Below are 25997 nucleotides of genomic sequence, written 5' to 3' on the forward strand. Positions count from 1 at the left end.
ACTAGAGTTTTAGAAATTTAACGTTTAAGTTGAGAAATAAATTGGCCGCAGGGTAATTTATTTCTCTCTAAAATTTTGTTAAATGCTACACAAAAACAGAACTATACACATACCATCCACCAAGTGCAGCTAATATTAATGAAACGATTGCTCCCCCTATAGGAGACTCGCTAGTTAACATTGCACTGACTTCAGAAATCAGTTTTTTCGTTTCTATATCATTTAATCTATCTATACCACTTGGAATAGATTCTTTTAGCCTTTTTCGTTTTACAGTCGTTAGCATAGAAAGATCAAGATCAATATATGAAAATATAACTTCTATAGATTCTCCTTTGTGCAATGGAGTTTCACCACGTTTTATTGCTAATAACTGCTTCTTTAATTTTGGAGCCTCCCATAGAAGTGCAAAGAAAACTAGTAGAAATAACATTGAAAATATACCAACAAGATATACTAAGAATCCAACATTTCCGTTTATTGTTACTTGTTCTTCCGCTTTCATTGTTTTTAAGTCTCTTACATTTTTAATTCTTGCAGAAGAAATAAATTCTGGGTCTTTAACATCTGAAAGGATTGAAAATACTATTAGATCTCCTGGATTTAATAGTTTAAACTCTAGTGAAATAGACTTTTCATCAATAACAATATTTTTATCTATATTCTCAGGGCTACTTTTTACTATTTCAGCTTCAAGAATATTTCCCTCTTTTAGAGTAATTTTTGGATTAGAAATTAACTCATCAACAGTTACAGCTTTTCTTCCAGTATTCTTGATTTCAAAAGATGTTTTTGATAATGAATCAACCTGTCTTCCTCCATAAAGAATTTGTAATTTCTCTACATTACTTTTTTTCTCTACAATTGTTGCAGTCCTATCTATAGTTAACGTAACTTCAGCAGAAGAATTCCATAAATCCCATGCAATTGGAATAATTACACCTAGTAAGGCTATAAATAATCCCATGATTGTTAATGAAATTCCATTATTTGTTTTTGCCATCTTTTTAGTCCATCTTTTATTTAACGTTTAAGTTGAGAAATATTTGTTATATACTTAGTCTTCTTCTTGAGTTGGTTGCTCTAAATAAGACTCATCGCTTTCCATAGTTATTGTTAGTTCTGGTGCATCCACTTCTGGCGGGACTTCTTCTTGATTATCATCTTCATTTTTATATTCTTCACTCATATCATTTACTCCATTCTAAAATTAATATTAACACAATTGATATAGATAATGTCCAAATAGTACCACTAATATCAGTATATGCTTTTTGCACAAAATCTAATTTCTTACTATAGTTTTCTTCAACTTTTTTTATTGCTTCAGAATACCTTTTACTTAGTCCAAGGTAGACTGTTTCTTTTGTATTTTTTTTAAAATACGATATTATCTTATCATCAGATGGCATTTTTACAATATCTGAAAGTTTAATAGCTCTAAAAACTAAACTCCATGAAGATAAAAAGCAAATAAAAGTAATAGCAACAGATAGTATTATTAACCATTCTAATAAATTATTAGGTGGAATTATTCCTTCAATAATTTGTCTGATTAAAAATAAATAAGCACCCAAAGCAAATGTAATAGCACTTAAATATTTTAATGCTTTTTCTTCAAGGCGTCTATACCTATTAACTTCTTCATCAAATTGGTTCTTTTGATATTCAAAAAGAAGTTTATATTTTTCACTATCAACACTCATATAAATGTCCCTTTTAGTATATAATTATTTATTCAACGAACATTATATATAGATTAGCTTGATATTATATAAATATATGAACACTAAAAATGTTAATTTAAATTATGTTTTCATTGCAATGTAGCATGTTTTGGCCAAAAAGCATAAAATCTTTAAAATACCAATGTACATTTTGTCATTTAATTTTTTAGAAGTGTATGATGAAAAAAGAGATGAGTTTAGTTAGTTACACCTCGAAAGAGGTGCAACTAGTTTGTAGTATAAAAACTATTTTCTAGAAGCGCGTTTACGCTCAGTTTCAGTAAGGAATTTTTTACGAATACGAATATTCTCAGGAGTAATCTCAAGAAGTTCATCATCCTCGATCCACTCTAGTGCACGCTCTAAAGACATGTCACGTGGTGGAACAAGTTTAATAGCATCATCAGCACCAGATGAACGAACGTTCGATTGTTGCTTACCTTTGATCGGGTTAACAGTTAAGTCATTGCTTTTTGCGTGCTCACCGATAATCATACCCTCATAAACTTTTGTCTGAGGTTTTACATACATAACACCACGTGCTTGTAAGTTAAAGATTGAGTATGCTACTGCTTCACCGTTTTCACTTGAAATTAAAGCACCATATTGGCGAGATTCAACTTCACCGCTGAATGGACGGTATTCGATGAATGAGTGGTTCATTACACCTTCACCTTTAGTGTCAGTTAAGAACTGTCCACGGAAACCGATTAATGAACGAGCAGGGATCTCAAACTCTATACGTTGGAAACCTTGACCCATTGGAACCATTGATTTCATCTCAGCTTTACGCTTACCAAGACGCTCGATAACTGTACCGCCTAGATCTTCAGGAACGTCAATTACTAAGTGCTCAAACGGCTCACATTTAACGCCTTCGATCTCTTTTCTGATAACCTCTGGACGAGAAATACCAAACTCAAAACCTTCACGACGCATATTCTCAGCAAGAACAGTAATTTGAAGCTCACCACGACCTGAAACTTTAAATTTACCCTCACCAACAACTTCATATTTCATAGCAACGTTAGTGTTCATCTCAGAATCAAGTCTGTCTTTGATCTTGTTAGATGTAACGTGTTTACCCTCTTGACCTGCAAGTGGAGAATCGTTAACTGAGAATACAACTGTTAAAGTTGGCTCTTCAATGTGCATTGGATCAAGTGCTACAGGATTAACAGGATCACAAATAGTGTCACCAACGTCAATAGTCTCTAAACCAGCCATAGCAACGATATCACCAGCTTCAGCCTCTTCAATCTCCATACGGTTAAGACCGTGGAAACCAATAAGCTTAGTGATACGACCTTTTACAAACTCACCATCAGCTTTTGCAAGAACAACATTATCACCTTTTTTGATAGTACCGTTGAAAATACGGCTAATACCGATCTTACCAACATAGTTATCATAGTCAAGTGTAAATACCTGTGCTTGAGCAGGGTTATCTTTACTACCTTCTGGTTCAGGGATATGCTCTAAAATAGTTTCGAAGATACATTGGAAATCTCCACCCTCTTCATCCATATCTAATTTTGCAATACCATCACGAGCAGCAGCATAGATAACAGGGAAGTCTTGTTGATCATCAGTTGCATCCATATCTGCAAAAAGGTCAAACATCTCATCAACAACACGATCTGGATCAGCTGAAGGTTTATCTATCTTATTGATAACAACGATAGGTTTTTTACCCATCGATAACATTTTCTTAACAACGAATTTTGTTTGCGGCATAACACCTTCGTATGCATCCACTAACACTAACACACCATCAACCATTTTTAATACACGCTCAACCTCACCACCAAAATCGGCGTGACCCGGAGTGTCAATAATGTTGATCTTGTGATCTTTATAACGAATAGCAGTATTTTTTGAAAGAATCGTAATACCACGCTCTTTTTCTAAATCATTACTATCCATAGCACGTTCATCATGTTGCTCATGATCACCAAATGTTCCAGACTGCTCTAACAGTCCATCAACCAATGTAGTTTTTCCATGGTCAACGTGTGCGATAACAGCAATATTTCTAATCTTTTGCATTGCAAAGTTCCTGAGATAAATTTTTCGCGATTATACCCAAATAAATGTTATATTCTTGTAAAACTAATGGTATAATTGTTGAATATTAAGGAAAAATAAATATAACTCTAAAAATATTATTTTTCAGCTAAAAAGTGGCATATATGATTGAATATCCAAATAAATTAGATATTATCTTTGATAAATTGCAAAAATATAATATTAAACCCGTTATTGTAGGCGGGTATGTTAGAGACTATTTTTTTAATAAATATGAAAAAAGCTCTAAACGTCTGACAAAAGATATAGACATAGAACTATACAATGCCGAGTCTTTCGAACAACTTCAAAATATTTTATGTGAATTTGGTAATCCAAATCTAAATGGCAAAAATTTCGGAGTTATCAAACTAAAAGTTGATGATTTAGATATTGACTTCTCTCTTCCAAGAACTGACAATAAAGTATCTTCAGGTCATACTGGCTTTGAAGTAGACACATATTCGGACATATCTTTTCATAAAGCAAGCTCAAGAAGAGATTTTACGATCAATGCTATAGGTTTTGATATATTTAATAAAAAAATATTAGATCCTTTTGGAGGATTAGAAGATTTAAAACAAAAAAAATTAAAAATGGTAAGCCAAGAAACATTTATAGAAGATCCTTTAAGAGTTCTAAGAGCTATGCAGTTTTGTGCTAGATTTGAATTAAAACCGGATTACGAACTAATAGATGCAGCTTCTAAAATGTGTGAAAATAATCTTTTAGATGAACTACCAAGAGAGAGAATATATGAAGAGTTTAAAAAGCTTTTTTTAAAGGCAAAACATATATCCATAGGTCTAAATTTTTTAAAAGACGTGAATGGGTTTATATACTTTAGTGAACTAAATATGTCAGAATCTGACTGGCATATTAAGTTAAAATATATAGACAGTGTTGATAAAACAAAGTTAGATAACGCTACTAACATAGCAGTAGTGTTAGCACTGTTATGTTATAAGATGGAAGAAAACGCAAAACAAAGTTTTTTAAATAAAATAATAAATAAAAAAACAACTTTAAAAACTATAGACTATCTGCACCATATTGATTCTTATTTAGAAAGTATTGATAAAAAGGATTTTGATAACACTCTAAAATATAAAATTTTAAAAGATATAGATACAAACACATTAAAAATATACTTAGAAGCCAAGTCTATATCTGAGGATATAATTAGAAAAATATATAGTATAAAACCTATAGTTCATGGTAAAGATCTTATGAAATCGGGATTTAAACCATCTAAAGAGTTTGACTCTCTATTGCAAATGATCTACGAGGTACAACTGTTAAAACTCTTTAACTGAGTGTACGCATTCGATCAGCTACATCAGATTTAAAGTTTATCTTATCAGCAGCCTTACTTATAGACTCTTTTATTTTATTTTCATATATCTGTTTGTTTTCTTTATCATATTTTTTGATAATTTTTTCATACGTTTCTAAAAACTTTTGAGATATTTCCAGTCCATAAATACTGATCTTTTTATTTGATAATATTAAAATAACCAACTCAAAAACTTTTTTCATTTTAGAGTCCATATCATCTTCTTTTAGATAACACTGTCCTGTATTTTCATTTTTAAGAGTTATCTTTTTTAATATCTCAGATAACCCATATTCACTGACTTCAAATTCACTAAACTTTCCGTTAACATAAAGTCTCATATCATTAAGATCCATCTTCTCTATTTTTTCTAATAGTTTTTCATTTTTAGAATCTTTGTTTGTGTTCTTGTTTCCAAGTATTTTGGAAAATATACCCATTTTTCAGGCCTTTTAATTAAAAAAAGATAGCTATTTATTTATCTTTTCACTATCTATCTCTATAACTGTGTGGACATTTCCTCTAGGGTTAAAATCGGCTACTATCTTCATATATTTAGGCTTTAGCTTCTCATCTAAAAGATCATATATCTCATTTGCTGCACCCTCATGTGATATATGTTTATTCATAAAAGAGTTAATATACAGCTTTATGGCTTTTAACTCTACAACCCATTCATTAGGGATGTATTCTAAATAAATCGTCGCAAAATCAGGATAACCGCTTCTTGGACAAAGCGACATAAACTCCGGAAGAGTTATTTTTATTAAATAATCTTTTTTGTGCTCATTTGGCCAGATCTCTAAATCTTTTTCTACATCAAATTCTACAATCTCTTTTTCACCGTATTTCATTATATTATCCTTCATATATTGTTTCTAGATTTGATAGATATTTTCCTTGAGTGTAATCAATATCTAACTCTTTTATCTTTTCTAATGTTTGTTTAGTTTCTATCATCTTCATCCAGATCTTAGTATCACTGTCTTTTACCATTTTACTAAAACCGTTTACTATGTTGTAATAGTGCTGATCCTCTATATCTTTTGTATAGATGCCATCCATCCTTATAGCATCAACATCTAATTCTCTAAAATATAAAAAGCTTGACTGATATGAACCCATTTTATCTATAGTTATTTTTACACCGAGTTTTCTTATGTTTTTGAGTATATCAGAATATCTTTGAGCATATGAATAGTACTCTTTTTCACTCAAAATAAACATAATTCTGTTTTTTATATGTGGGTTTAAATCTATAAGCTCTTTTAGTTTCAAAAAGAAGCTCCTGTTTCTGATAGACGTAGGTGATACACTTAATGCAAGCATTACATCACTCTCTTCTATGCAGTTTTCCACACTTTTTTCAAGGATCATATAATCATAATCAATCATTAATCTAAGTCTGTTTAAAACTTTAATATATGACTTTTGGTGCATATATTTACCATCAGGTCTTTTTAACTTCGCAAAACATTCTCTCATAACTACTTTGTCACCGTTATAAACATCCTGCTTCATTAACATAAAATTTTTAGATCTTACCGCACTTATTACATATTGTTCAAGTTCATTTGGCTTTATATCTTCACCGATATATTTAACATCTTTAGTTTTATTTTTTTTAAACTCTTTAATCTCAAATAGATTTTCTACCATATATTCTAGATCATTTGAGAAAAATGTATCGTTCATGGCAACTTGAACTTTTATCTCTATATCATCTATTTTAAGATCATCTGCTTTTAAATTCATTAACTCTATCATAGTCATAAATTCACTGCTAATGCCTTTTAAACCAAGTATGAAATCACCACCTTTTACATGTCCGATTGGGAAGTTAGTTATATTATTATCTTCTAAATATTTACATATCCATAAACCAACTTCATATAAAACTTTATCACCACTTTTAATGCCATAACGGTTGTTTATATCATTTAAATTATCTAATGAGATCAGTACTAAGGTATATTCTTTATTGCTTTTTAGTTCTTTTTTAATATATCTGTACAGATATGTTCTTGTAAATACTTTTGATACGTCATCTGTTATTTTTTTTTGATAACCTCTGTATATAAGATAAAATATAAAATATATCCCAAATATTAATACGATCAAAGATTCAATATAAAAAGCAGAATTTAAATTTTCATATGTAGATATAAATGTGTGTAAAATTAGTGCAAACATAAGAGCGAAGATGGGTAAACCCATTCTTAACGCTAATCTGAAGCGATATTCACGCTCTTTTTTTTCTGGTAGGTACATCTAAACGTCTAAGTGTTTAACATCTTTTGCGTGTGTTTCAATGTAGTTACGGCGAGGTTCTACTTCATCACCCATAAATAGTGTAAATGCATCAGAAGCTACTTCTGCGTCATCAATAGTTACCTGTAGTAATGTGCGGTTTTCAGGTGTCATAGTTGTTTCCCATAGCTGATCAGGGTTCATCTCACCAAGACCTTTGTAACGCTGAATATATGCACCTTTTTTAGCATAAGATGTGATGTCTTCTAATACTTCTAAAATATCTTTACCAAGATCGATATCCCACTCTTTAATTTTGTTATATACAAAATTTGCCTCATTAAAGTGAGGAGCTGCAAAAAGTTCATCATTTATAAGTAACTCTTCCATACCGTCGTTTGTTTGAACAAAAAGATGAATTGAATCTTCAGATATAACTTTAGTAAGTATGTTATTTCCATTTTCTGTTAAAAATTTCTCAACTTCAACATACATCTTATCGTAAGCTAGACTTACTAAATCAGGGTTTTCTATAAAATTACGGATTAGATCAATAAGTGCATAACGGCGCTCAAGTGCTTCTAATGATCCACGATAGTGATCCACCATTTTAAAGAAAGAGATCAGATCATTTTGTCCAATAGATTCAACTTCTAAAGATTCAACACCATTTTCGATCAGATAATCGTTTAGAGTACGGTCATTTTTAAAGTAGATCTCTTTTTTACCTTTTCTGTAAAGGTATAGAGGCGGTTGAGCTAAATATAAATATCCATTCTCAATTACATGACGATAATATCTAAAGAAGAAAGTCAATAACAGTGTTTGAATGTGAGAACCATCAACGTCGGCATCGGTCATGATGATGATCTTGTGATAACGAAGCTTCTCTTCATTGTACTCATCACCAATTCCACAACCCATAGCCGTGATCATGTTAGTGATCTCATCAGATTTTAAAATCTTCTCTAAACGAGCTTTTTCAACATTTAAGATCTTACCTTTAAGAGGTAAAATAGCTTGGTATACACGGTCACGACCCATTTTAGCCGAACCACCCGCTGAATCTCCCTCCACCAGGTATAGTTCACAAATAGATGCATCTTTACTTTGACAATCTGCTAACTTACCAGGAAGTGTACCAACACTCATATTATCTTTTCTACGAGTTAACTCACGAGCTTTTTTAGCAGCTTCACGTCCACGAGCGGCAGCTAATGCTTTTTGTACTATTGCTTTAGCTTCAAGAGGATTTTCTTCAAAATATTTTGAAAGGATCTCATAAGAAGATTTTTGAATTAATGGTCTAACGTAAGTGTTACCAAGTTTACCTTTTGTTTGACCTTCAAACTGAGGTTCAGGTACACGAGCTGAAACTATAGCAATTAAACCCTCACCAGTATCATCACCGGAAATCTTTACATCTTTCTCTTTAGCTGCACCGTTTTGAGAATTATAAGTTGATATAACACGTGTTAGTGCTGCACGGAAACCTGCTTCATGTGTACCACCATTTGGTGTACGGATATTATTTACAAATGATGCAACTTTTTCATCGTAACCTTCGTTATACATAAGAGCTATATCAAACTCTATATCTTCGATTTTTCCAGAAAATGAATATGGTTGTGCTACAGCAGCTTTTTTATTTAGATCACTAACATACTGCTCAATACCGCCTTCAAAGTGATAAGTCTCTTTAACACCGCTTCTTTCATCTTCAAAAATTATAGTTATAAATGGATTTAAATAAGCTAGCTCTTTAAAACGGCGAGCTAAGTATTCATATTCAAAAATTACAGTTTCAGTAAAAATAGATGGATCTGGAGAAAATGTAATAGTAGTTCCAGTTTTACGAGTAGTACCTGTAACTTCTAAAGCTTGTTGAGGGATACCTTGTTTGAAATCTTGTTCATGAATCTCTCCACCTCTGTGGATAGTCATATGAAGATCAGATGATAATGCATTTACAACAGATACACCAACACCATGAAGACCACCAGAAACTTTATATGTATCTTTATCAAACTTACCACCGGCATGAAGTACAGTTAAAACAACCGTAGCAGCAGACATATTTTCAGTTGGGTGCATATCTGTAGGTATACCACGACCATTATCGCTAACACTACATCTACCATCTTTAGTAAGTGTTACGTTAATAGTATCACAGTGACCAGCCATTGCCTCATCTATAGAGTTATCAATAACTTCATATACTAAGTGGTGCAGACCTCTATGACCTGTATCACCAATATACATACCAGGACGTTTTCTAACAGCCTCTAGTCCTTTTAGGACTTTAATATTACTAGCGCCGTAATTTTGTTCCATATATATCTCCAATAACCATTTTTGGCATAATTAGAGATATTTTATCTAATGTAAACTAAAAAGAACTTTTATATATATATTAAAATTATATAACTATAGGCATAACTATAGTTTTAAAGTTGTTTTCGCTTAAAATAAACGGTAAATTATTCTCATTTAGTCCAATTGTAAAATCTGTACCGTTTATAGAATTTAAAAAATCTAGTAAATATCTACTGTTTGCAGCAATAGTAAACGGTTCACTAAAACCTGTTGTGTGAGTAATATCTGTTTTAGCTTCTATATTGTCATCACTTAAAGATTCAAAAGTAATCGTGTTATCTAAGAAAGTTATTTTCAGATCAGTTGATATTGTAGTTATCTGTTTTATAGACTCTATCATTAAAGATTTTGGTAATACTAAAGTGTTTGCTATATTTTTAGGAATAATTCTAGAGTATTCAGGGAATTTACCGTTAATAAGTTTTGTGAAAAATGTATATTGATTTGAATGAATGATCAAGTTTGTATCATCATAATAAAGTTCTATATCATCAAAGAACAATTTTTGAATCTCAACAATAGCTTTTTTAGGAAGTATTATAGATAATTCGTTTGAGCTGTTATTTGGAATTGTTACAACAGCTAATCTTCTTGTATCAGTTGAAGCAAAATTTATTTCATTTTGTTTGATATCTATTAGTGCACCATTTAATTCAAACTTAGGGTTATTATTATCAATAGCTGGTGTAATTTTTTTAAGAGATTCAATTAACGAGTGTGAATCTATAGATATGCGATTTTTACCTTCGTAAGATGGGAACTCTGGAAATTCATTATAAGAATATATAGGAAGTTTAAATTTAGAGTGTGATTGTGAAAGATGTAGATTATCACCTTTTAGTTCTAGATCGATCATATCGTCTTTTAAAATTCTAACAATGTCTAAAAACTTTTTACCATTAGCTGTAGCACTACCATCACCAATAATATTTAGATTATTTGTATTAACTAAAAAACCTATTTCATAGTCTGTAGCTTTTAGGGTTAAAGTTCCGTTTGATGCACTAATAAATACATGTGAAGTTATTTGAGAAGTATCTTTCTTTTCTAAGAAAGGTTGAGCGTGGATAAGAACATTTTCAAGTATAGACTTTGATATTTGAATTTTCATTATGTAAATCCCTATATATTTAATAAATTTTTAGTATTAGTAGTAGGGGTATGTGAATATGTGAAAACCATATTTTAACCCCTAAAATGTGAACTAAATGAATGTGATAAAACATAGAGTCATTATTCACACTTGTTCACACTGTGGATTATATCTTTTTTTTACTTTTTTTACAATTGGGGTTTTAGTGCTTATTTTAACTGTTTGCAGTTAACTTATTTGTAAGCTCATCTATTTTAACTTTAAAGTCTTCATCGTTCTCTATAAGTTCATTGATCTTTTTAATAGTATGCGATATAGCCGTGTGATCTTTCATACCAAAATACTGTGCAAGCTGAGGCATAGTGTTTTGAGTTAGTTCACGGCATAAGTAGATAGATATACGTCTTGCATATACAAGATTTTTTGCACGGCCCTTAGATGTTATTTCACTTTGCTTTATATTTAGATCTTTTGCTACAAATTTAGTGATTGTATCTAATGTAAGGTTAGCTGTTTTTTCCTGCAACTGATCTTTTAAAACGTTTTTAGTAAAGTCAAGTGTTATATCTACATGCATCAACTGTGAATATGCATGTAGTTTTGAAAGAATTCCTTCTATCTCACGAACATTGCTTTCAATAACAGTAGCAATATAGTTGATTATATCTTTTGAGAGTTTTACTTTGTTGATCTCAGATTTCTTTTCAATAATAGCTATTTTAGTTGTTAGTTCAGGAGGTTGAATATCTGCAACCAGACCCCATTCAAATCTGCTTTGCAGACGTTTTTCAAGTCCACCGATTTTTTTTGGATGTTTGTCAGCTGTTAGTATGATCTGTTTACCTGCATTTCTAAGTGCTTCAAAAGTGTGGAAAAACTCCTCTTGAATAGTATCTTTGTTAGATAAAAATTGAATATCATCTATTAAAAGAACGTCACAATTACGATACTTCTCTTGAAACCTGTCCATAGTTTGATTTCTAACATGGCGTATAAAGTCATTTAAAAACTGTTCAACTGTAGTATAGATAACACTTTTACCCTGGTTTTGAAAAACATTTCCGGCTGCTTGCATAAGGTGTGTTTTTCCAAGACCTACTCCACCATAAATAAAAAGAGGATTATATATCTCACCTGCTTTTTCACTAACACTTTTTACAGCTGAATATGCAAACTGGTTAGAACCACCAACCATAAAATTATCAAAAGTATGTGAAGGGTTTAAAAGAGATTTTGTAGTATGTTTTTCCTCTTTCTTTTTTGTTTTTCTTTTATCGAAAGTATCTTTCAGAGCTATTTTAACAGTAACGTTATTTGAAGTTTTAACTTCAAACAGGTGTTCTAGTTTAGATGTGTATTTATTTTTAATCCAGTTACACACAAGCATATTAGGTGCATAATACACTGCCAGATCACTGGTTGATTTTTTTGTATCGTAGTCTAATTGTTTGATATAGCGGTTATATTCAACCTCAGTTATCTCTTCTTTTAATTGTTGTAGTATCTCTTGACCGATATTCACATAAACACCTATTTTTTAAAATATAGGTGAATAATAACTCAAACTTACATAAAATAGGGTTAAATATATGTGAATAAGTAAAATGTGAATAAGTGATTAAATAATTTATTGTAAAATTAAATAAAAAAATCGGGGCACGAAGTGGAAAGAATACTAGTTATCGAAGATAATAAAACGTTAGCAAATTTAATTGCCAAAAAAATATCTAAAGAGTTAGACATAGAAGTTGATGTAGCTTACAGTATGTCAGAAGCAAAACTATTTTTAAAAGGTTATAAATATTTTCTAACTCTATCAGATATTAATCTTCCAGATGCACCTGATGGTGAGATTATTGATTATGTTATTAAAACAGGCAATCATGTAATAATATTAACTTCAAATATTGACAAAAACTTTAGAAGAAAGATGTTTGAAAAGAATATAATAGATTATATTCACAAAAGCGGAATAGAAGATATTAACTATATCATTGCAAACATAAAAAGATTGATCAAAAACAAGCAACACAAAGTTCTTGTAGTCGATGACTCAGTTGTATTTAGAAAACAGATGAAAGATATGCTTAACAATCTTTTTTTTAACGTAATAACGGTTGCTCACGGTGAAGAAGCTATAAATATACTAGATACTACGCCTGATATAAGCTTGGTACTAACAGACTATAATATGCCTGTTATGAATGGATTGGAGCTAACAACACAGATAAGAAAGAAATATAAAAAAAGTGAACTTTGTGTGATCGCGCTATCTGGACAAAGTGATGATGAAGAGATAGCACTGTTTCTAAAAAGCGGTGCAAACGATTTTATTAAAAAACCGTTTTCTAAAGAGGAGTTTTCTTGTCGTGTGAATAACTCTATAGAGGCATTGGAAAATATTAATGAGATTACAAACCAAACTATTAGAGATTTTTTAACCGGTCTTTACAATAGAAGATACTTTTTTAAAGAGGTCGGAAAATATTTTGATAATGCTGTGAGAAATGATGAGAATTTTTCAATAGCTATGGTTAATATAGATGACTTTAAACAGATCAACGACAGATACGGACAAGATATGGGTGATAAGGTTATTGTCCATTTAGCAGATATTTTAATGTCTGAGACATCTTCTGAGGATGTAGTTGCAAGATTTGGAGGAGATGAATTTTGTGTACTCCTAAAAAATGTTTCTAGTGAAAATGCTATAAATGTATTTGAGAGGATAAGACAAAACGTATTAACCTCGGTTGCAATGAGCGATAAGGATGAAGAGATTAGATATACGATATCTATAGGTATTGCTTTAAATTATGAAGATACACTTGAAGATACAGTTAATGAAGCAGATATGTACCTTTATAATGCCAAAGAAAACGGCAGAAACCAAGTAGTTTATAAATAATGACAATATTAGGAATTGATCCAGGTACTAGAAATATGGGTTATGCCCTAGTGAATCTTGATAAGGGAAAAATTACCCTCAAAGAAGCAGGACTTATAAAGATAAAAGCTGAAGATCTGCAGTTTCAAATACCACAGATGGTTGAGGCTTTTGATTCTATTTTTAAAAATAATAAAATAGATGAAGTTGCTATGGAAGATATATTTTATGCGCATAATCCAAAAACAACTATAAAACTTGCTCAGTTTAGGGGAGCTATCATGTTAAAGCTTTTACAGGAGTTTGGACAGTTTAGTGAATATACGGCTCTGCAGGTAAAGCAGGCAATTACCGGAAATGGAAAAGCAAAAAAAGAACAAGTTGCTTTTATGGTAAAAAGATTATTAAATATTAAAAAAGAGATCAAACCGCTTGATATTACAGATGCAATCGCCGTAGCGATTACACACTCTCAACGTGTTAAGCTATCACAAAATAAAAAAACTAAAACTTCTTAGCTTTTGGGTGTTCTTTCCGTTTTACCCGTATATAGTTGTCTAGGACGTGCTATTTTTATTGTTTTTTGTTGACGCAGTTCACTCCACTGAGCGATCCAGCCAGGTGTACGACCAATTACAAATATAACGGCAAACATCTCTTTTGGAATTTTAAGAGCTTGAAGGATCAGTCCAGAATAAAAATCTATATTTGGATAAAGGTTTCTAGAAACAAAATATTCATCATTTAGTGCAATGTTTTCAATTTTATTTGCAACTTCAACAAGCTCACTGCTGATACCAAGTTCATCCATAAGTTCATTTCTTATGTCTTTTAGAATTGTTGCACGAGGATCAAAGTTTTTATACACACGGTGACCAAAACCCATAAGTCTAAATGGATCATCTTTATCTTTTGCTTTAGCTATAAACTCATCAACTCTATCTACAGTACCTATCATCTCTAACTGACGTATAACACTCTCGTTAGCTCCACCATGGCTTCTACCCCACAGTGCACCGATACCTGCACTTATAGCTGCATATGGATGAGCCATAGTCGAAGCTAGATTTCTAACTGCTGTTGTAGATGCATTTTGTTCGTGATCTGCATGAAGTGTAAATATAGTATCTAATGCCTTAACCTCTATAGGTTTTAGATCTATATGTTCATCCGGATATGCACGCATCATATATAAAAAGTTCTCAGTAAAACATTTATCTATATTCGGGTACACTATAGGCAAGCCTCTTGAATAACGGTAGCTCATAGCAGCCAATGTAGGAATTTTTGCAACTATTCTATGCGACATCTCTGTGTATTCTTCAGGTGTATTGATATCTAAGTGGTTAAAGTAGATTGTAGATAATGCTGAGACCCCTGCTGAAAGTATAGCCATGGGGTGTGCACGATCAGGAAATGAGTCATACAGTTTTCTAATCCCTTCATGAACAAATGCACGTTTATTCATCTCATATCTAAAATCTTTAAGTTCCTGATCACTTGGAAGTTCACCGTGTAAAAGTAGGTAGGCAGTATCTAAAAAGCTTTTTTCATTTGCCATATATGAGATGTCATAACCTCTATACATAAGTTTTCCGGCACCACCGTCTATATATGTTATTTTAGATTCACATGATGCAGTAGATGTATAACCTTCATCATATGTGAACATACCAGTATCTTTATAAAAACTTGATATATCTACGACTGAAGGACCGACACTGGCATCTAGTATATTAAATTCATATTCTTTTCCATCACGATTATTTATGATAGTTACTGTATCTTTAGACATCTTAATACCTTTATCTTTTATGTTAAATTATTATATCATATAAACTGTGAGACTAAATTATTTAGGTTATCTTCATCAAGTGCTCCACTAATTCTATGTACTTCCTTACCGTCTTTAAAGATCATAAGTGTAGGTATGCTTCTAATACCAAACCTAGCACCTAAGTTTTGTTCGTTTTCTGTATTTACTTTTATGTATAAAGCTTTTAGAGGATATTTATAAGAACTTTTTTCAAACACAGGTCCAAACATTTTACAAGGGCCACACCATGGTGCCCAAAAATCTACAATAACAGGAATATCACTATTTACTATTACGTCATCAAAGTTAGCATCCGTTAGCTCTATAGGTTTTGTGTCTAATAATGAATTTTTACATTTACCGCAGTTAGCTTTTTTATATTCATCTTTTTTTGGAACATTGTTTACAGTTAAACAGTGTGGACATATTACTCTCATATTGAACTCCTATAACACCACTGCAAATACACCGCCACGACGGTAGATAAACAGTCGTTTTTTAGTTTTTGATTTTGTAGATTCAACAAACTCTTTTGTGTTTGTTATCTCTTTATTTTCAACTTGAATGATAACATCACCCGGTTGTATGCCAATTGAGGCAGCACTTGATTTTGGATCAACTTTAACAATTATAACACCTTCAACTTCAGCTGAAAGCATTAGTTTTGATCTTGTCTGCGCATCTATATCTTTTAATTCAAGTCCTTTATAGTTAACAGTGTCCCCAGGTGCAACATCCTCCATAGAACCTAGTTTAACATCTGCAGTTTTTAGTTTTTTATTGCGTAAATATTTTATAGTAACTTCCGTTTTTGGAGCGTAAGTACCAATAGTGTTTTTAAGTTCACTTGAACTTTTGATCTCTTTGTTATTTACAGCAACTATTAAGTCACCTCTTTTTAGTCCTGCTTTTTGTGCCGGAGTTCCATCTTCAACACCAGTAACTAACGCACCAAAGTTATTGTTATAAAATTTACTCATATCCTCACTAACATCTGATATATTAACACCCAAATAAGCACGTGAAAACTTTCCACTTATAATTAGTTGTTTAGCTATTGAAGCAACCATATTTGATGGTATTGCAAATCCTATACCTACATTCCCACCGCTTTTTGAGAGAATTGCAGAGTTTATACCTACAAGATCACCTTTAGAGTTTATTAGTGCTCCGCCTGAATTTCCAGGATTTATAGAAGCATCTGTTTGTATAAAGTCTTCATACTCTACTATACCTACACCGCTTCTGCCTGTAGCTGAGACTATACCTTGAGTTATTGTTTCATGTAAACCAAATGGATTACCCAAAGCAAAAACAACATCACCTACTCTCACTTTATCAGAATCGTAAAAACTGACAGCTTTTAAATCTTCTTTATCTATTTTTATAACGGCTAAGTCACTTTTTTCATCTTTACCAACAAGCTCGGCTTCATACTCTTTTTTATCACCAACTAGATTTACTACTATTTTATCAGCACCGTCTACTACATGGTTATTTGTAACTATGTAACCGTCTTCACTTATTATTACACCACTTCCAAGAGCTCTTTGAACTCTTTCTTGTGGAACATTTTTATAACCTCTGAAAAACTCTCTAAAAAATGGATCATTCATGAAAGGGTTTATAGCTTGTTGTGTTACATTTTTTTGTGTAGAAATATTTACGACGCTATACCTAACATCTTCTAGGATATTGTTATATGAGAGTATATAGTCTTGGTTTGTAGGATACTTTCTTGTATCGGAAGTTGAGTAGTTAAAATTTACGTTGCTTTTGCCATAAACAAGTGAGGCACAAAATAAAAGAACTAAAATTACATTTTTCATATTTTCTCCTTATCATATACTGTTACAAAGATAGAATTTATCTTTGTAAAGTTTATAACTATAAGGTATACGAAAAACTAATCGTTGTCTAACAAAAGGTAAATGAGTCTTTTATTTAAAAGACTCGATTGTCTGGCGTATACCAAAATCAGGATTAGCTTTATGATCTAGTACTGCTTGACCGATTTTTTTGCTATCTTCGTTGACTATTATTGGAGCTAGAAAGTTTATAGTTGATTTTTCAAGAGGCTTTTGTATTATAACAATGTTATATACGTTTAATTTAGAATCCTCTTTAATATCAAGTAAGATTTTTAAGTTTGTAGGAATATCAAAAGAATACTCTCTGAGCATATAAGGGTTAACCAGTGTAAAAGATATGTTCTCATTATCTGTATCGATCATTGTAGAAAACAGTTCATCTACTTCATTAATGTTCACGCTGTAAGTGTTATCAAATCCTAATATTTGACCTTTAACTTCGTAACTCATTTTCTATCCTTTTTATTAAGTTAGAACCGCCCCTCTTCATATTTTATGTGTGACGATTTTATTTGACAGGTTGAATTGTTTATCTTAAAAGCAAATTCAGTACCACCATTTTTTATATCAACACCATTGCTCATGTCTACATAACTCAAATCTGAGTTTTCAAGTAGCGTAGCTTCAATAATATTATCAAATTCTAACTTAAGGTTAACCCAATCATATCCGCGGGAAGAGTCTTGAACAGCAAAAGAAAAAGTTATATTTGTTGGTGAATTTATTTCTATATTTCTAAACTCACCATCTTTAAAATACTCAAAGCGCTCTAAGAAATCTTTTAAAGCACTTTTTGTTAAAGGTTTCATCTTATTGACAACCTACACATTCCATACTTCTATCTTCAACATCGTTAGCAACTTCAGGTGATTGGCTTCTTAGATAGTAAGTAGACTTAAGTCCTAACTTCCATGCTAACATATAGATCTCATTTAGATATTTTCCGCTTGCTTTATCAAGTGTTATAAATATATTTAAACTTTGACCCTGATCTATCCATTTTTGACGAATTGCAGCAGCTTTAATTAGTATAGTCTGGTTTAGATCATAAGCAGGTGTATAGTATGCCCAAGTCTCAGGTGAAAGATTTGGAACAACTACAGGGATAAGTCCGCTTAGGTTTTCTTCAAACCACTTACGTTTAAATACAGGCTCAATAGCTTGAGTCGTACCTGTAAGTATAGAGATAGAACTTGTCGGTGCTACAGCCATTAAATAACCGTTTCTCATACCTTGTTTTTTAACTTTATCACGTAGGTCATCCCATTCGTATTTAGATGCGAATAATCCACCGCGATCAACTAAGTTTATTACCTCTGCATTTGCATGATCATGAGGCATAATACCTTGAGACCATTTTGAACCTTCATACTGAGGATATATACCTTTTTCAACTGCTAGATCAGATGATGCAGATATAGCGTTATAACTAACTGATTCCATAATCTCATCTATTTTGTCAAAGTGAGCTTGGCTTCCCCACTCTATTCCAGCTTCAGCTAACATCTGAGCTTCACCCATAACACCTAGACCTATTGAGCGAGTTTTCATATTAGTACGTTTTACTTTTTCAACTGGATAGAAGTTAAGATCTATTACATTATCTAAACATCTAATAGCTGTTGGTACTATACGATCAATATCCTCTTTTGTATGTATACGAGACAGGTTCACAGATGCAAGGTTACATACTGCAGTATCACCGTTAATTTTTTCTTTCTCAACTACATATATAGGTAAACCGCCAAGTGAATCAAGAGCAGTTACTTTTTTAGCCGGTTTTTCAATTCCGCTATCTACTTTAACGATCTCATCCTCTTCATAACTAACACTGTCACCATTTTCAAATACAAACTTAATCAGATACTTGTTAGGGTTAGTGTTTTGGAAGATCTCAGTACAAAGGTTTGAACTTCTAATAATACCTGCATGTGAGTTAGGGTTAGCACGGTTAGCATTGTCTTTAAAACATAAAAAAGGTGAACCAGTCTCAAAGTATGATGTTAATATTTTCTTCCAAAGGTTTTTAGCTTTGATCTTCTCTTTTATAAGACTCTCATCATTTTCAAGTTCTTGGTAACGTTTAGAAAATTCTTCGCCGTACATAGTAGATAATTCTCTAACATCATATGGATCAAATAGAGTCCATATACCATCTTCTTGAACCCTTTGCATAAATAGATCGTTTAACCAAAGTGACGGGAATAGATCGTGTGCACGACGACGCTCTTCACCAGAGTTCTTTTTAAGATCTAAGAAGTCATTGATATCAATATGCCAAGGCTCAAGATATACAGCTATTGCACCTTTACGAGTTCCAAGCTGATCAACAGCAATAGCGATGTCGTTTGTTATCTTTAAAAATGGTACAGTTCCACCAGCTGCATTTTTATGGCCATCTATGTATGAACCCATTGAACGAACTTGTGTCCAATCCCATCCGATTCCACCACCGAATTTAGATAGCATTGCCATCTCTTGGTAAGCGTCAAATATACCTTCAATATTATCAGGAGTTGAACCAATATAACATGAACTAAGCTGGTGTCTAGTTGTTCTTGCATTACTTAGTGTAGGTGTAGCTAACATTACCTCAAACTGAGAGACCATGTTATAAAACTTTATAGCCCATTCTTGTCTATTTTCTTCTCTTTGAGCAAGGAACATCGCAATAGCCATGAACATATGTTGAGGAAGTTCTATTGGGTCAGAGTTTCTGTCTTTGATTAGGTATCTGTCATATAAAGTTTTTACTCCTAAATAGTTAAACAACATATCTCGCTCAGGTTTTATATGTTTGTCTAACTCTTCTAAATCATACATGTCTTTAAGACCAAGAAGTAATCTACCCTCTTTTTCACCTTTTTCAAAATACTCTTTAAGTGTAGAGTAACCTGAAAAACCGTTTACTTGATGATATAGGTTAAACATAAATAGACGTGATGCTACAAAAGTCCAGTTTGGTGCATCTATATCTATTTTATCTACTGCAGTTTTAATAAGTGTTTGTTGTATCTCTTTAGATGTAATTCCATCTCTAAAATGTATTTGGGCATCAACTTCTAATTCACTTTGGCTTACATTACTTAAACCCTTTACGGCTGCAGATGTATATTTTTGAATTTTGGTGATGTCTAATGGTTCAGTTCTACCATTTCTTTTTATAACTGTAATCATATATATGTTCCTGAGTTTATGTTCAATTTTTTAGGTAATTATTGAGTTAATAATTAGATAAAAAATTGATAATATAATCTCAGATTTTAACCATAGTAAACTTTAAAAATAATGAATTTTGAACTAAATTTTCTTATTAATTTAGACATATAATTTGATGTGATAGTTAGCATAATATACACAGTATTCTAAACAGTTTTTAACTCTGTTTTTCTATGTTTATGTGATAAAAAATTGTATGTTTTGTAAGCTGTATATTTATATAAGGATGATGAATTTTTAAGTAATTGTTTTGGATTAAAGGTTAAGTGAATGTTTAAGATTAGATTACCTAAATCGCTTTTAGTAAGTACCAAAAACTAATCTATTGTAATTTATCGGGCTACATGTTTTTGTAAAAAAACATGTGCTCCGTAAATTACTAGTTTTTGCCAAAAACTCTTTTGAAGATTGCATCCACATTTTTAGTGTAGTATTCGTAGTTGAAACATTCACGAATTTGCTCTTCACTTAGTTTGCTTCTCAACTCTTCATCTGCTAATAAGTGGTTAAGGTATAGTGATTCACCTTTTTCATTTAAAGTAGGTTTGCCTTGCTTGATCTCATCCCAAACTTTCATCGCGTTTCTTTGAACGATTCTGTATGCGTCTTCACGACTTACACCTTGAAGTGGAAGTTCAAGTAATACACGTTGAGAGAAAACAAGACCACCAGTTAGGTTTAGGTTTTTCATCATATTTTCTGGCATAACAGTTAGGTTAGCTATAACGTTATTCATTCTATGAAGCATAAAATCACATGTAATAAATGCATCCGGTAGCCAGAAACGCTCAGTAGAAGAATGGCTAATATCTCTTTCATGCCATAGTGCTACATTTTCCATTGCAGGGTTTGCATACGCTCTGATCATACGCGCAAGACCTGTAATATTTTCTGTAAGTATTGGATTACGTTTATGAGGCATTGCAGATGAACCTTTTTGCCCTTTTGCAAAATACTCCTCAGCTTCATATACTTCTGTTCTTTGTAAGTGACGTACTTGAACTGCAAACTTTTCAACTGAAGATGCAAGTAATGCTAAAGCAGTTGCAAGTCTTGCATATCTGTCACGGTGAACTACTTGGTTTGAACATGGTTCAGGTTTTAAACCAAGTTCAGCCATTGCTAATTCTTCTAACTCTAGTGGTGCGTGAGCAAAGTTACCCATAGCTCCAGAGATTTGTCCTACAGAGATTACTTCCATAGTCTCTTCTAGGTTTTTAAGATGACGTGCTACTTCGTCATACCAAACTGCTAAAGTTAGACCAAATGTAATAGGCTCACCGTGAATACCGTGAGAACGTCCAACCATTAAAGTTAATTTATGCTCTTCTGCTCTTTTTTTGATCGATTCCATTAACATCTTTACGTCTTCAATAATAATAGTTAAAGAGTCTCTCATTTGAAGTGCTACGCCAGTATCAACTGCATCTGAAGATGTCATACCGTAGTGGAACCAACGTGATTCATCACCAAGTGATTCTGCAACACTAGTATTAAATGCAATAAGGTCGTGTTTTGTAATTGCTTCGATCTCTTCAATTCTCTCTACTGAGAATGTTGCATTTTTTACAATTTTATCAGCATCATCTTGAGGAATCTTACCAAGTTTTGCCCAAGCTTTTACAGCAGCTTTTTCAACTTCAAGCCATGCAGCATATCTAGCATGTTGTGTCCAATGTTTACTCATCTCTTCACGAGCATATCTTTCTACCATCTGTCTAACCCTTGTGTTTTTATTAGTGTATAATTTCATATATACAAAGTATCGAATTGTACAAAAATGTATGTAAAGATACGATTAATTATAAAAGGTAAACACTTGCCATTTAAACTAAAGCGTTTTTACTCTCCTACAAAACAAAGAGCTTTTAAATTTTTAATAGATGAACTTGGTATATCTCAAAGAGACTCACAGCGACATATTGCTAATGGAAGATTATTTATAGATGGCAAGCCTATGACAATTCCAACAGCTGAAGTTGAAGGTGAATTTGAGTTTGTAGTATACGAACCAAGTACTAGAGGTTTAAAACCTGTAACAGTTGAAGATAAGTTTGTTGTATTTGATAAACCAAGTGGAGTTTTAATTCATCCTCAAAATAGAAATACAGAATACTCTTTAGTAGATGAATTAAAATATCAGTTTGGACTCGAAGCAAATATAGCTCATAGAATTGATCAAGAGACAAGCGGACTTGTACTTTGTGCTAGAGATAAACAAAGTGAAAAAGATATCAAAGCAATGTTTGAATTTCGCGATATGCAAAAAACATATTTAGCTTTAGTTCATGGAGAGTTTAAAGAAGAGATCACAGTAGAAGAACCATTGTTAAGACGTGAAGATCATAGCGCTATAGTTAGAATGGTTGTTAAAGTCCACGAAGAAGGTAAGGCTTCTAAAACACATTTCAAACCTTTAAAGTATTTTGCTGAAAAAGATATGACTTTAGTTGAGTGTAAACCGTATACTGGTAGGCAACATCAAATTCGTGTACATTTGTTCCACGTGAAACATCCAATAGTTGGAGATCCAATTTATGGACAGGAAGAAACTAATGTTCTTAGGTTTTTAGATAAAGAGATATCAGAAGATGAAAGAATAGAACTGAGTGGTTCATCAAGACTTATGCTTCATGCCTGCGAATTAGAATTTGAACTGTACGGTAATACATATAATATAAAGAGTTCAGATATTTTTTTAGATGAAGTGAATAAAGTTATAAGTAGTAACAAAAAATAAGCAGTTATTATTTGTTTTATAAATCTAATGTGAATAACTTTTAAGCAGTTTTAAGTATCAAATATTCAGGTTGTTTTTTTTTATTATCACAATCGATGTAGGTCCCTATATTATGGGCTTTAAGTTGTGTTAAAGCTATTGAAATTAAGTGTGAATTTAGATAAAAAAACTCTTAAATAAATCCAAAATTTTCAAATTTACTTATAATAAAGTTTAGTTTTATTCACAAGTTAGAACAATGTGTGAATAATTCACATTTATTACAAATTGTAAACATTTTATTATCTATTATAAAATTTTAAGAAATATTTTTAGATAACTTTGGATAATTTTTTTGTAAGAAAAAGAGGGTATTATTACATCTAAGAACGACCTCCCTGGTGTGTTGGTCGTTTTGCATTCACAAACAGTAAAGAGGAGCATATTTTACTTGTAAAATATAGCCCGATGAACGATTAGTTTGGAATGTATTCTTCGAGGTAGAATTTAACTTACTTATTTAGAAGTAAGCGTTTAATAACTATACGTTATTGTATCTTTTAATAATCTTCTTAACACGCTTTTTTAATTTACGTAGAGCATCAGTAGCATCGTCACCATCAGCAGTTAAGTTACCAAAGTTTATATTATCTTCAAATTGAACTTTAGCTACCCATCCAATCTGTTTATGGTATTTAACACCTACAAAAAGAGTGTTACCAAAATGGTCTTCACATAGTTCATATATACGTTTAATACGATCAGTATTAGTTTTTTTTCTTTCACTAGACATACAGTTTTCCTTTTAAATTTAAATCTATTCTATCATATTATGATAACACAGTGTAAACATTAATCTTCTTCAGAGTCTTTTGATGTAGCAGCTTTAAGAAAACCAATTACACCAACAGCAAATACTACTATTAAAAAAATTATTTGAAATATCTCTATAGCACCCATTATATTTCTTCCTTTTCTTTTTCTTTTAACTGTCCACATGCAGCTGAAATATCTATACCTTTTGAATCACGTATTGTACACAATAACCCATGTTTAACCAGATACTCTTGGAAGTTAATCATATCTTTTAATTCAGGTCTGTCATATGTAGTACCTGGATAAGGATTAAAGTATATTAGATTTACTTTTGCTTTTATCCCTGATAAAAGTTTTACAAGCTTTTTAGCAGATGCTATATCGTCATTTTTATCTTTTATAACAAGGTATTCAAACATAACACGTTTACGTGTATCTATTGGAAAGCGTTTAACAGCCTCAATGATAGAATTAATGTTATGAGCTTTATTCATAGGTATAAGCTCAGTTCTAAGTTCATCGTCTACCGCATGAAGTGATATTGCTATATGTACACCTAGATCCATAGCTCCTAGCTGATCTATTTTATTACTTAAGCCACTAGTTGAGACAGTTTGGCGTTTACCGCTAATTGCAAGACCATCTTCCTCTTTAAAGATCTCTATCGCTTTTGCAAGATTAGTTAAATTATCAAGCGGTTCACCCATACCCATATATACTATATTGATTTTACGGTTATGTTTATGATCATTATCACGTTTTAGAGCTACGACCTGCCCTACTATTTCACCTGCAGACAAGTCTCTTGTGAAGCCACCTTTTGCCGTTAAACAAAATGAGCACCCTACTTTGCATCCAACTTGCGTAGATACACATATAGTATACTTAGCTTCATGTATTAGTTTTCCAGAATCATCATAAATATCATCTTTCATCTTTAGCCAAACTGCTTCTACAGTTTTTCCGTCTTGTAGTTCAAATAGATACTTTATAGTTCCATCTGATGATTCTTCTTTTTTAACTATTTTTAGAGGACTAACTATATATTTTTGTGCTAATTCCTCTTTTAAAGACTTGGGAATATTTTTCATGTCATCATATGTAGATGCATAGTTATGATATAACCAACCTAGAATCTGTTTTACACGAAACGATGGTTTTATAATTCCAAGCAATTCCTCTTTTGTAAAATCAAGAAGCGTTGGTTTTAATTCTGTTATACTGATGTTAGCTCCTTAATCCTATTTTTTACATGTATTTCTAAAAGCTTTTTTGCTTCATTATGATTTTTTATAAAATCTTTATGGGCATCTTTATTTGTATAGTTTGTTATACAAAAAACTCCACCTGCAGGTATATTAAACTCCTCTGCTATTTTTAAAACTGAATAAAATTCCATATTCTCAATTTCAAGTCCTAACTTTAAAAACTTTTTTGTTTTTTCTTCACAAGTTGATATGTAGTTAGATGAATTTACAATAACATCTTTTATGTTAGTTGTGTTAGTTGATACTACATTGTCAAGTGGTGTATAAGCACAAGAGTCTAAAAAAGAAAGTTCAATATTGGCAGCTGTTTTAGATTCAACAATATCTAAAATATTATGATTTCCATAACTACCTGCAGTACCTACAAATAACAAGAATTCAGGTTTGTCAAATAAACAAAGCCTAGTTATATTCATAGCTGACTCTATAAGCCCTACTCCCATTGGAGTTGCAAAATCAAAAGTTTCGTTATTTCCGGCGCAGATAATAATGATAAATCCTTTGTAGTTTAACTTTAGCAATTTAAATGTTTCACATGAAACATTTTGCTCT

General features: G+C 31.8%; 24 protein-coding genes. 4 read left to right on the forward strand and 20 right to left on the reverse strand.

The features are described from left to right. Positions 1-85: 85 nt before the first annotated feature. From ABZA65_RS06500 to typA, 4 genes are all read right to left on the reverse strand, one after another. Positions 86-1003, reverse strand: a complete 918-nt coding sequence (locus ABZA65_RS06500; protein WP_373071868.1) for a hypothetical protein — start codon at positions 1001-1003, stop codon at positions 86-88. Positions 1004-1057: 54 nt separating this feature from the next. Then, positions 1058-1189, reverse strand: coding sequence for a hypothetical protein (locus tag ABZA65_RS06505; protein ID WP_373071870.1), 132 nt, complete (start codon positions 1187-1189; stop codon positions 1058-1060). Position 1190: 1 nt separating this feature from the next. After that, a complete protein-coding gene (locus tag ABZA65_RS06510) occupies positions 1191-1706 on the reverse strand; it encodes a hypothetical protein (protein ID WP_373071871.1) in 516 nt (171 codons plus the stop codon). A 267-nt stretch (positions 1707-1973) separates the two neighbouring features. Then, positions 1974-3776, reverse strand: a complete 1803-nt coding sequence (gene typA / locus ABZA65_RS06515) for a translational GTPase TypA (protein ID WP_373071873.1) — start codon at positions 3774-3776, stop codon at positions 1974-1976. 143 nt (positions 3777-3919) lie between these two features. Here typA and ABZA65_RS06520 point away from each other — a divergent pair, with 143 nt between their 5' ends. Next, positions 3920-5110, forward strand: coding sequence for a CCA tRNA nucleotidyltransferase (locus ABZA65_RS06520; protein ID WP_373071961.1), 1191 nt, complete (start codon positions 3920-3922; stop codon positions 5108-5110). Here ABZA65_RS06520 and ABZA65_RS06525 read toward each other — a convergent pair. The 6 genes from ABZA65_RS06525 to dnaA form a co-directional block, all read right to left on the reverse strand. Then, the gene (locus ABZA65_RS06525) at positions 5103-5570 is read right to left on the reverse strand and encodes a hypothetical protein (RefSeq protein WP_373071875.1); all 468 of its coding nucleotides are present in this window, start codon (positions 5568-5570) and stop codon (positions 5103-5105) included. The two genes, ABZA65_RS06520 and ABZA65_RS06525, sit on opposite strands and share 8 nt — an antisense overlap. 30 nt (positions 5571-5600) lie before the next feature. Then, complete coding sequence (queF, locus tag ABZA65_RS06530) at positions 5601-5984, reverse strand: preQ(1) synthase (protein WP_373071876.1); 384 nt, start codon at positions 5982-5984, stop codon at positions 5601-5603. Between the two features lie 4 nt (positions 5985-5988). Further along, positions 5989-7347: a GGDEF domain-containing protein gene (locus ABZA65_RS06535; protein ID WP_373071878.1), complete on the reverse strand. Its 1359-nt coding sequence runs from the start codon at positions 7345-7347 to the stop codon at positions 5989-5991. Between the two features lie 54 nt (positions 7348-7401). After that, positions 7402-9714: a DNA topoisomerase (ATP-hydrolyzing) subunit B gene (gene gyrB / locus ABZA65_RS06540; protein ID WP_373071880.1), complete on the reverse strand. Its 2313-nt coding sequence runs from the start codon at positions 9712-9714 to the stop codon at positions 7402-7404. Positions 9715-9799: 85 nt separating this feature from the next. Then, complete coding sequence (dnaN, locus tag ABZA65_RS06545) at positions 9800-10867, reverse strand: DNA polymerase III subunit beta (protein ID WP_373071882.1); 1068 nt, start codon at positions 10865-10867, stop codon at positions 9800-9802. Between the two features lie 196 nt (positions 10868-11063). Beyond that, entirely contained in the window at positions 11064-12371 is a 1308-nt protein-coding gene (gene dnaA, locus ABZA65_RS06550; RefSeq protein ID WP_373071885.1) for a chromosomal replication initiator protein DnaA, read from the reverse strand. A 141-nt stretch (positions 12372-12512) separates the two neighbouring features. On the opposite strand from dnaA, the gene ABZA65_RS06555 reads away from it, so the two are divergent. After that, positions 12513-13757 (forward strand): diguanylate cyclase, encoded by a 1245-nt coding sequence (locus ABZA65_RS06555; RefSeq protein WP_373071887.1) that lies wholly within the window; start codon positions 12513-12515, stop codon positions 13755-13757. After that, positions 13757-14254 carry a crossover junction endodeoxyribonuclease RuvC gene (gene ruvC, locus ABZA65_RS06560; RefSeq protein WP_373071889.1) on the forward strand — a complete coding sequence of 166 codons (498 nt, stop codon included), beginning with the start codon at positions 13757-13759 and terminating at the stop codon, positions 14252-14254. The genes ABZA65_RS06555 and ruvC overlap by 1 nt, the downstream gene beginning before the upstream one ends. On the opposite strand, the gene ABZA65_RS06565 is transcribed toward ruvC, so the two are convergent. From ABZA65_RS06565 to purB, 7 genes are all read right to left on the reverse strand, one after another. Continuing rightward, a complete protein-coding gene (locus tag ABZA65_RS06565; RefSeq protein WP_373071891.1) occupies positions 14251-15531 on the reverse strand; it encodes a citrate synthase in 1281 nt (426 codons plus the stop codon). The two genes, ruvC and ABZA65_RS06565, sit on opposite strands and share 4 nt — an antisense overlap. 35 nt (positions 15532-15566) lie before the next feature. Next, a complete protein-coding gene (gene trxC, locus ABZA65_RS06570; RefSeq protein WP_373071893.1) occupies positions 15567-15989 on the reverse strand; it encodes a thioredoxin TrxC in 423 nt (140 codons plus the stop codon). Positions 15990-15998: 9 nt separating this feature from the next. Further along, entirely contained in the window at positions 15999-17381 is a 1383-nt protein-coding gene (locus ABZA65_RS06575) for a DegQ family serine endoprotease (RefSeq protein ID WP_373071895.1), read from the reverse strand. Positions 17382-17492: 111 nt separating this feature from the next. Further along, positions 17493-17873, reverse strand: coding sequence for a flagellar assembly protein FliW (gene fliW / locus ABZA65_RS06580; RefSeq protein WP_373071897.1), 381 nt, complete (start codon positions 17871-17873; stop codon positions 17493-17495). A gap of 20 nt (positions 17874-17893) precedes the next feature. Then, positions 17894-18232 carry a hypothetical protein gene (locus ABZA65_RS06585; RefSeq protein WP_373071899.1) on the reverse strand — a complete coding sequence of 113 codons (339 nt, stop codon included), beginning with the start codon at positions 18230-18232 and terminating at the stop codon, positions 17894-17896. Between the two features lies 1 nt (position 18233). Then, a complete protein-coding gene (locus ABZA65_RS06590; protein WP_373071901.1) occupies positions 18234-20600 on the reverse strand; it encodes a ribonucleoside-diphosphate reductase subunit alpha in 2367 nt (788 codons plus the stop codon). A gap of 421 nt (positions 20601-21021) precedes the next feature. After that, positions 21022-22356, reverse strand: a complete 1335-nt coding sequence (gene purB, locus ABZA65_RS06595) for an adenylosuccinate lyase (RefSeq protein WP_373071963.1) — start codon at positions 22354-22356, stop codon at positions 21022-21024. A gap of 105 nt (positions 22357-22461) precedes the next feature. Between purB and ABZA65_RS06600 the strand changes: the two genes are divergently transcribed. Further along, positions 22462-23382 carry an RluA family pseudouridine synthase gene (locus ABZA65_RS06600; protein ID WP_373071903.1) on the forward strand — a complete coding sequence of 307 codons (921 nt, stop codon included), beginning with the start codon at positions 22462-22464 and terminating at the stop codon, positions 23380-23382. Between the two features lie 520 nt (positions 23383-23902). Here ABZA65_RS06600 and ABZA65_RS06605 read toward each other — a convergent pair. From ABZA65_RS06605 to ABZA65_RS06615, 3 genes are all read right to left on the reverse strand, one after another. After that, a complete protein-coding gene (locus tag ABZA65_RS06605) occupies positions 23903-24154 on the reverse strand; it encodes a hypothetical protein (protein ID WP_373071905.1) in 252 nt (83 codons plus the stop codon). Positions 24155-24320: 166 nt separating this feature from the next. Continuing rightward, positions 24321-25397: a 23S rRNA (adenine(2503)-C(2))-methyltransferase RlmN gene (gene rlmN, locus ABZA65_RS06610; protein ID WP_373071965.1), complete on the reverse strand. Its 1077-nt coding sequence runs from the start codon at positions 25395-25397 to the stop codon at positions 24321-24323. Then, positions 25394-25966, reverse strand: coding sequence for a purine-nucleoside phosphorylase (locus tag ABZA65_RS06615; RefSeq protein WP_373071967.1), 573 nt, complete (start codon positions 25964-25966; stop codon positions 25394-25396). The genes rlmN and ABZA65_RS06615 overlap by 4 nt, the downstream gene beginning before the upstream one ends. Positions 25967-25997: the final 31 nt, after the last annotated feature.

The sequence above is a fragment of the Sulfurimonas sp. genome, assembly GCF_041583195.1.
Classification (GTDB): Bacteria; Campylobacterota; Campylobacteria; order Campylobacterales; family Sulfurimonadaceae; genus Sulfurimonas.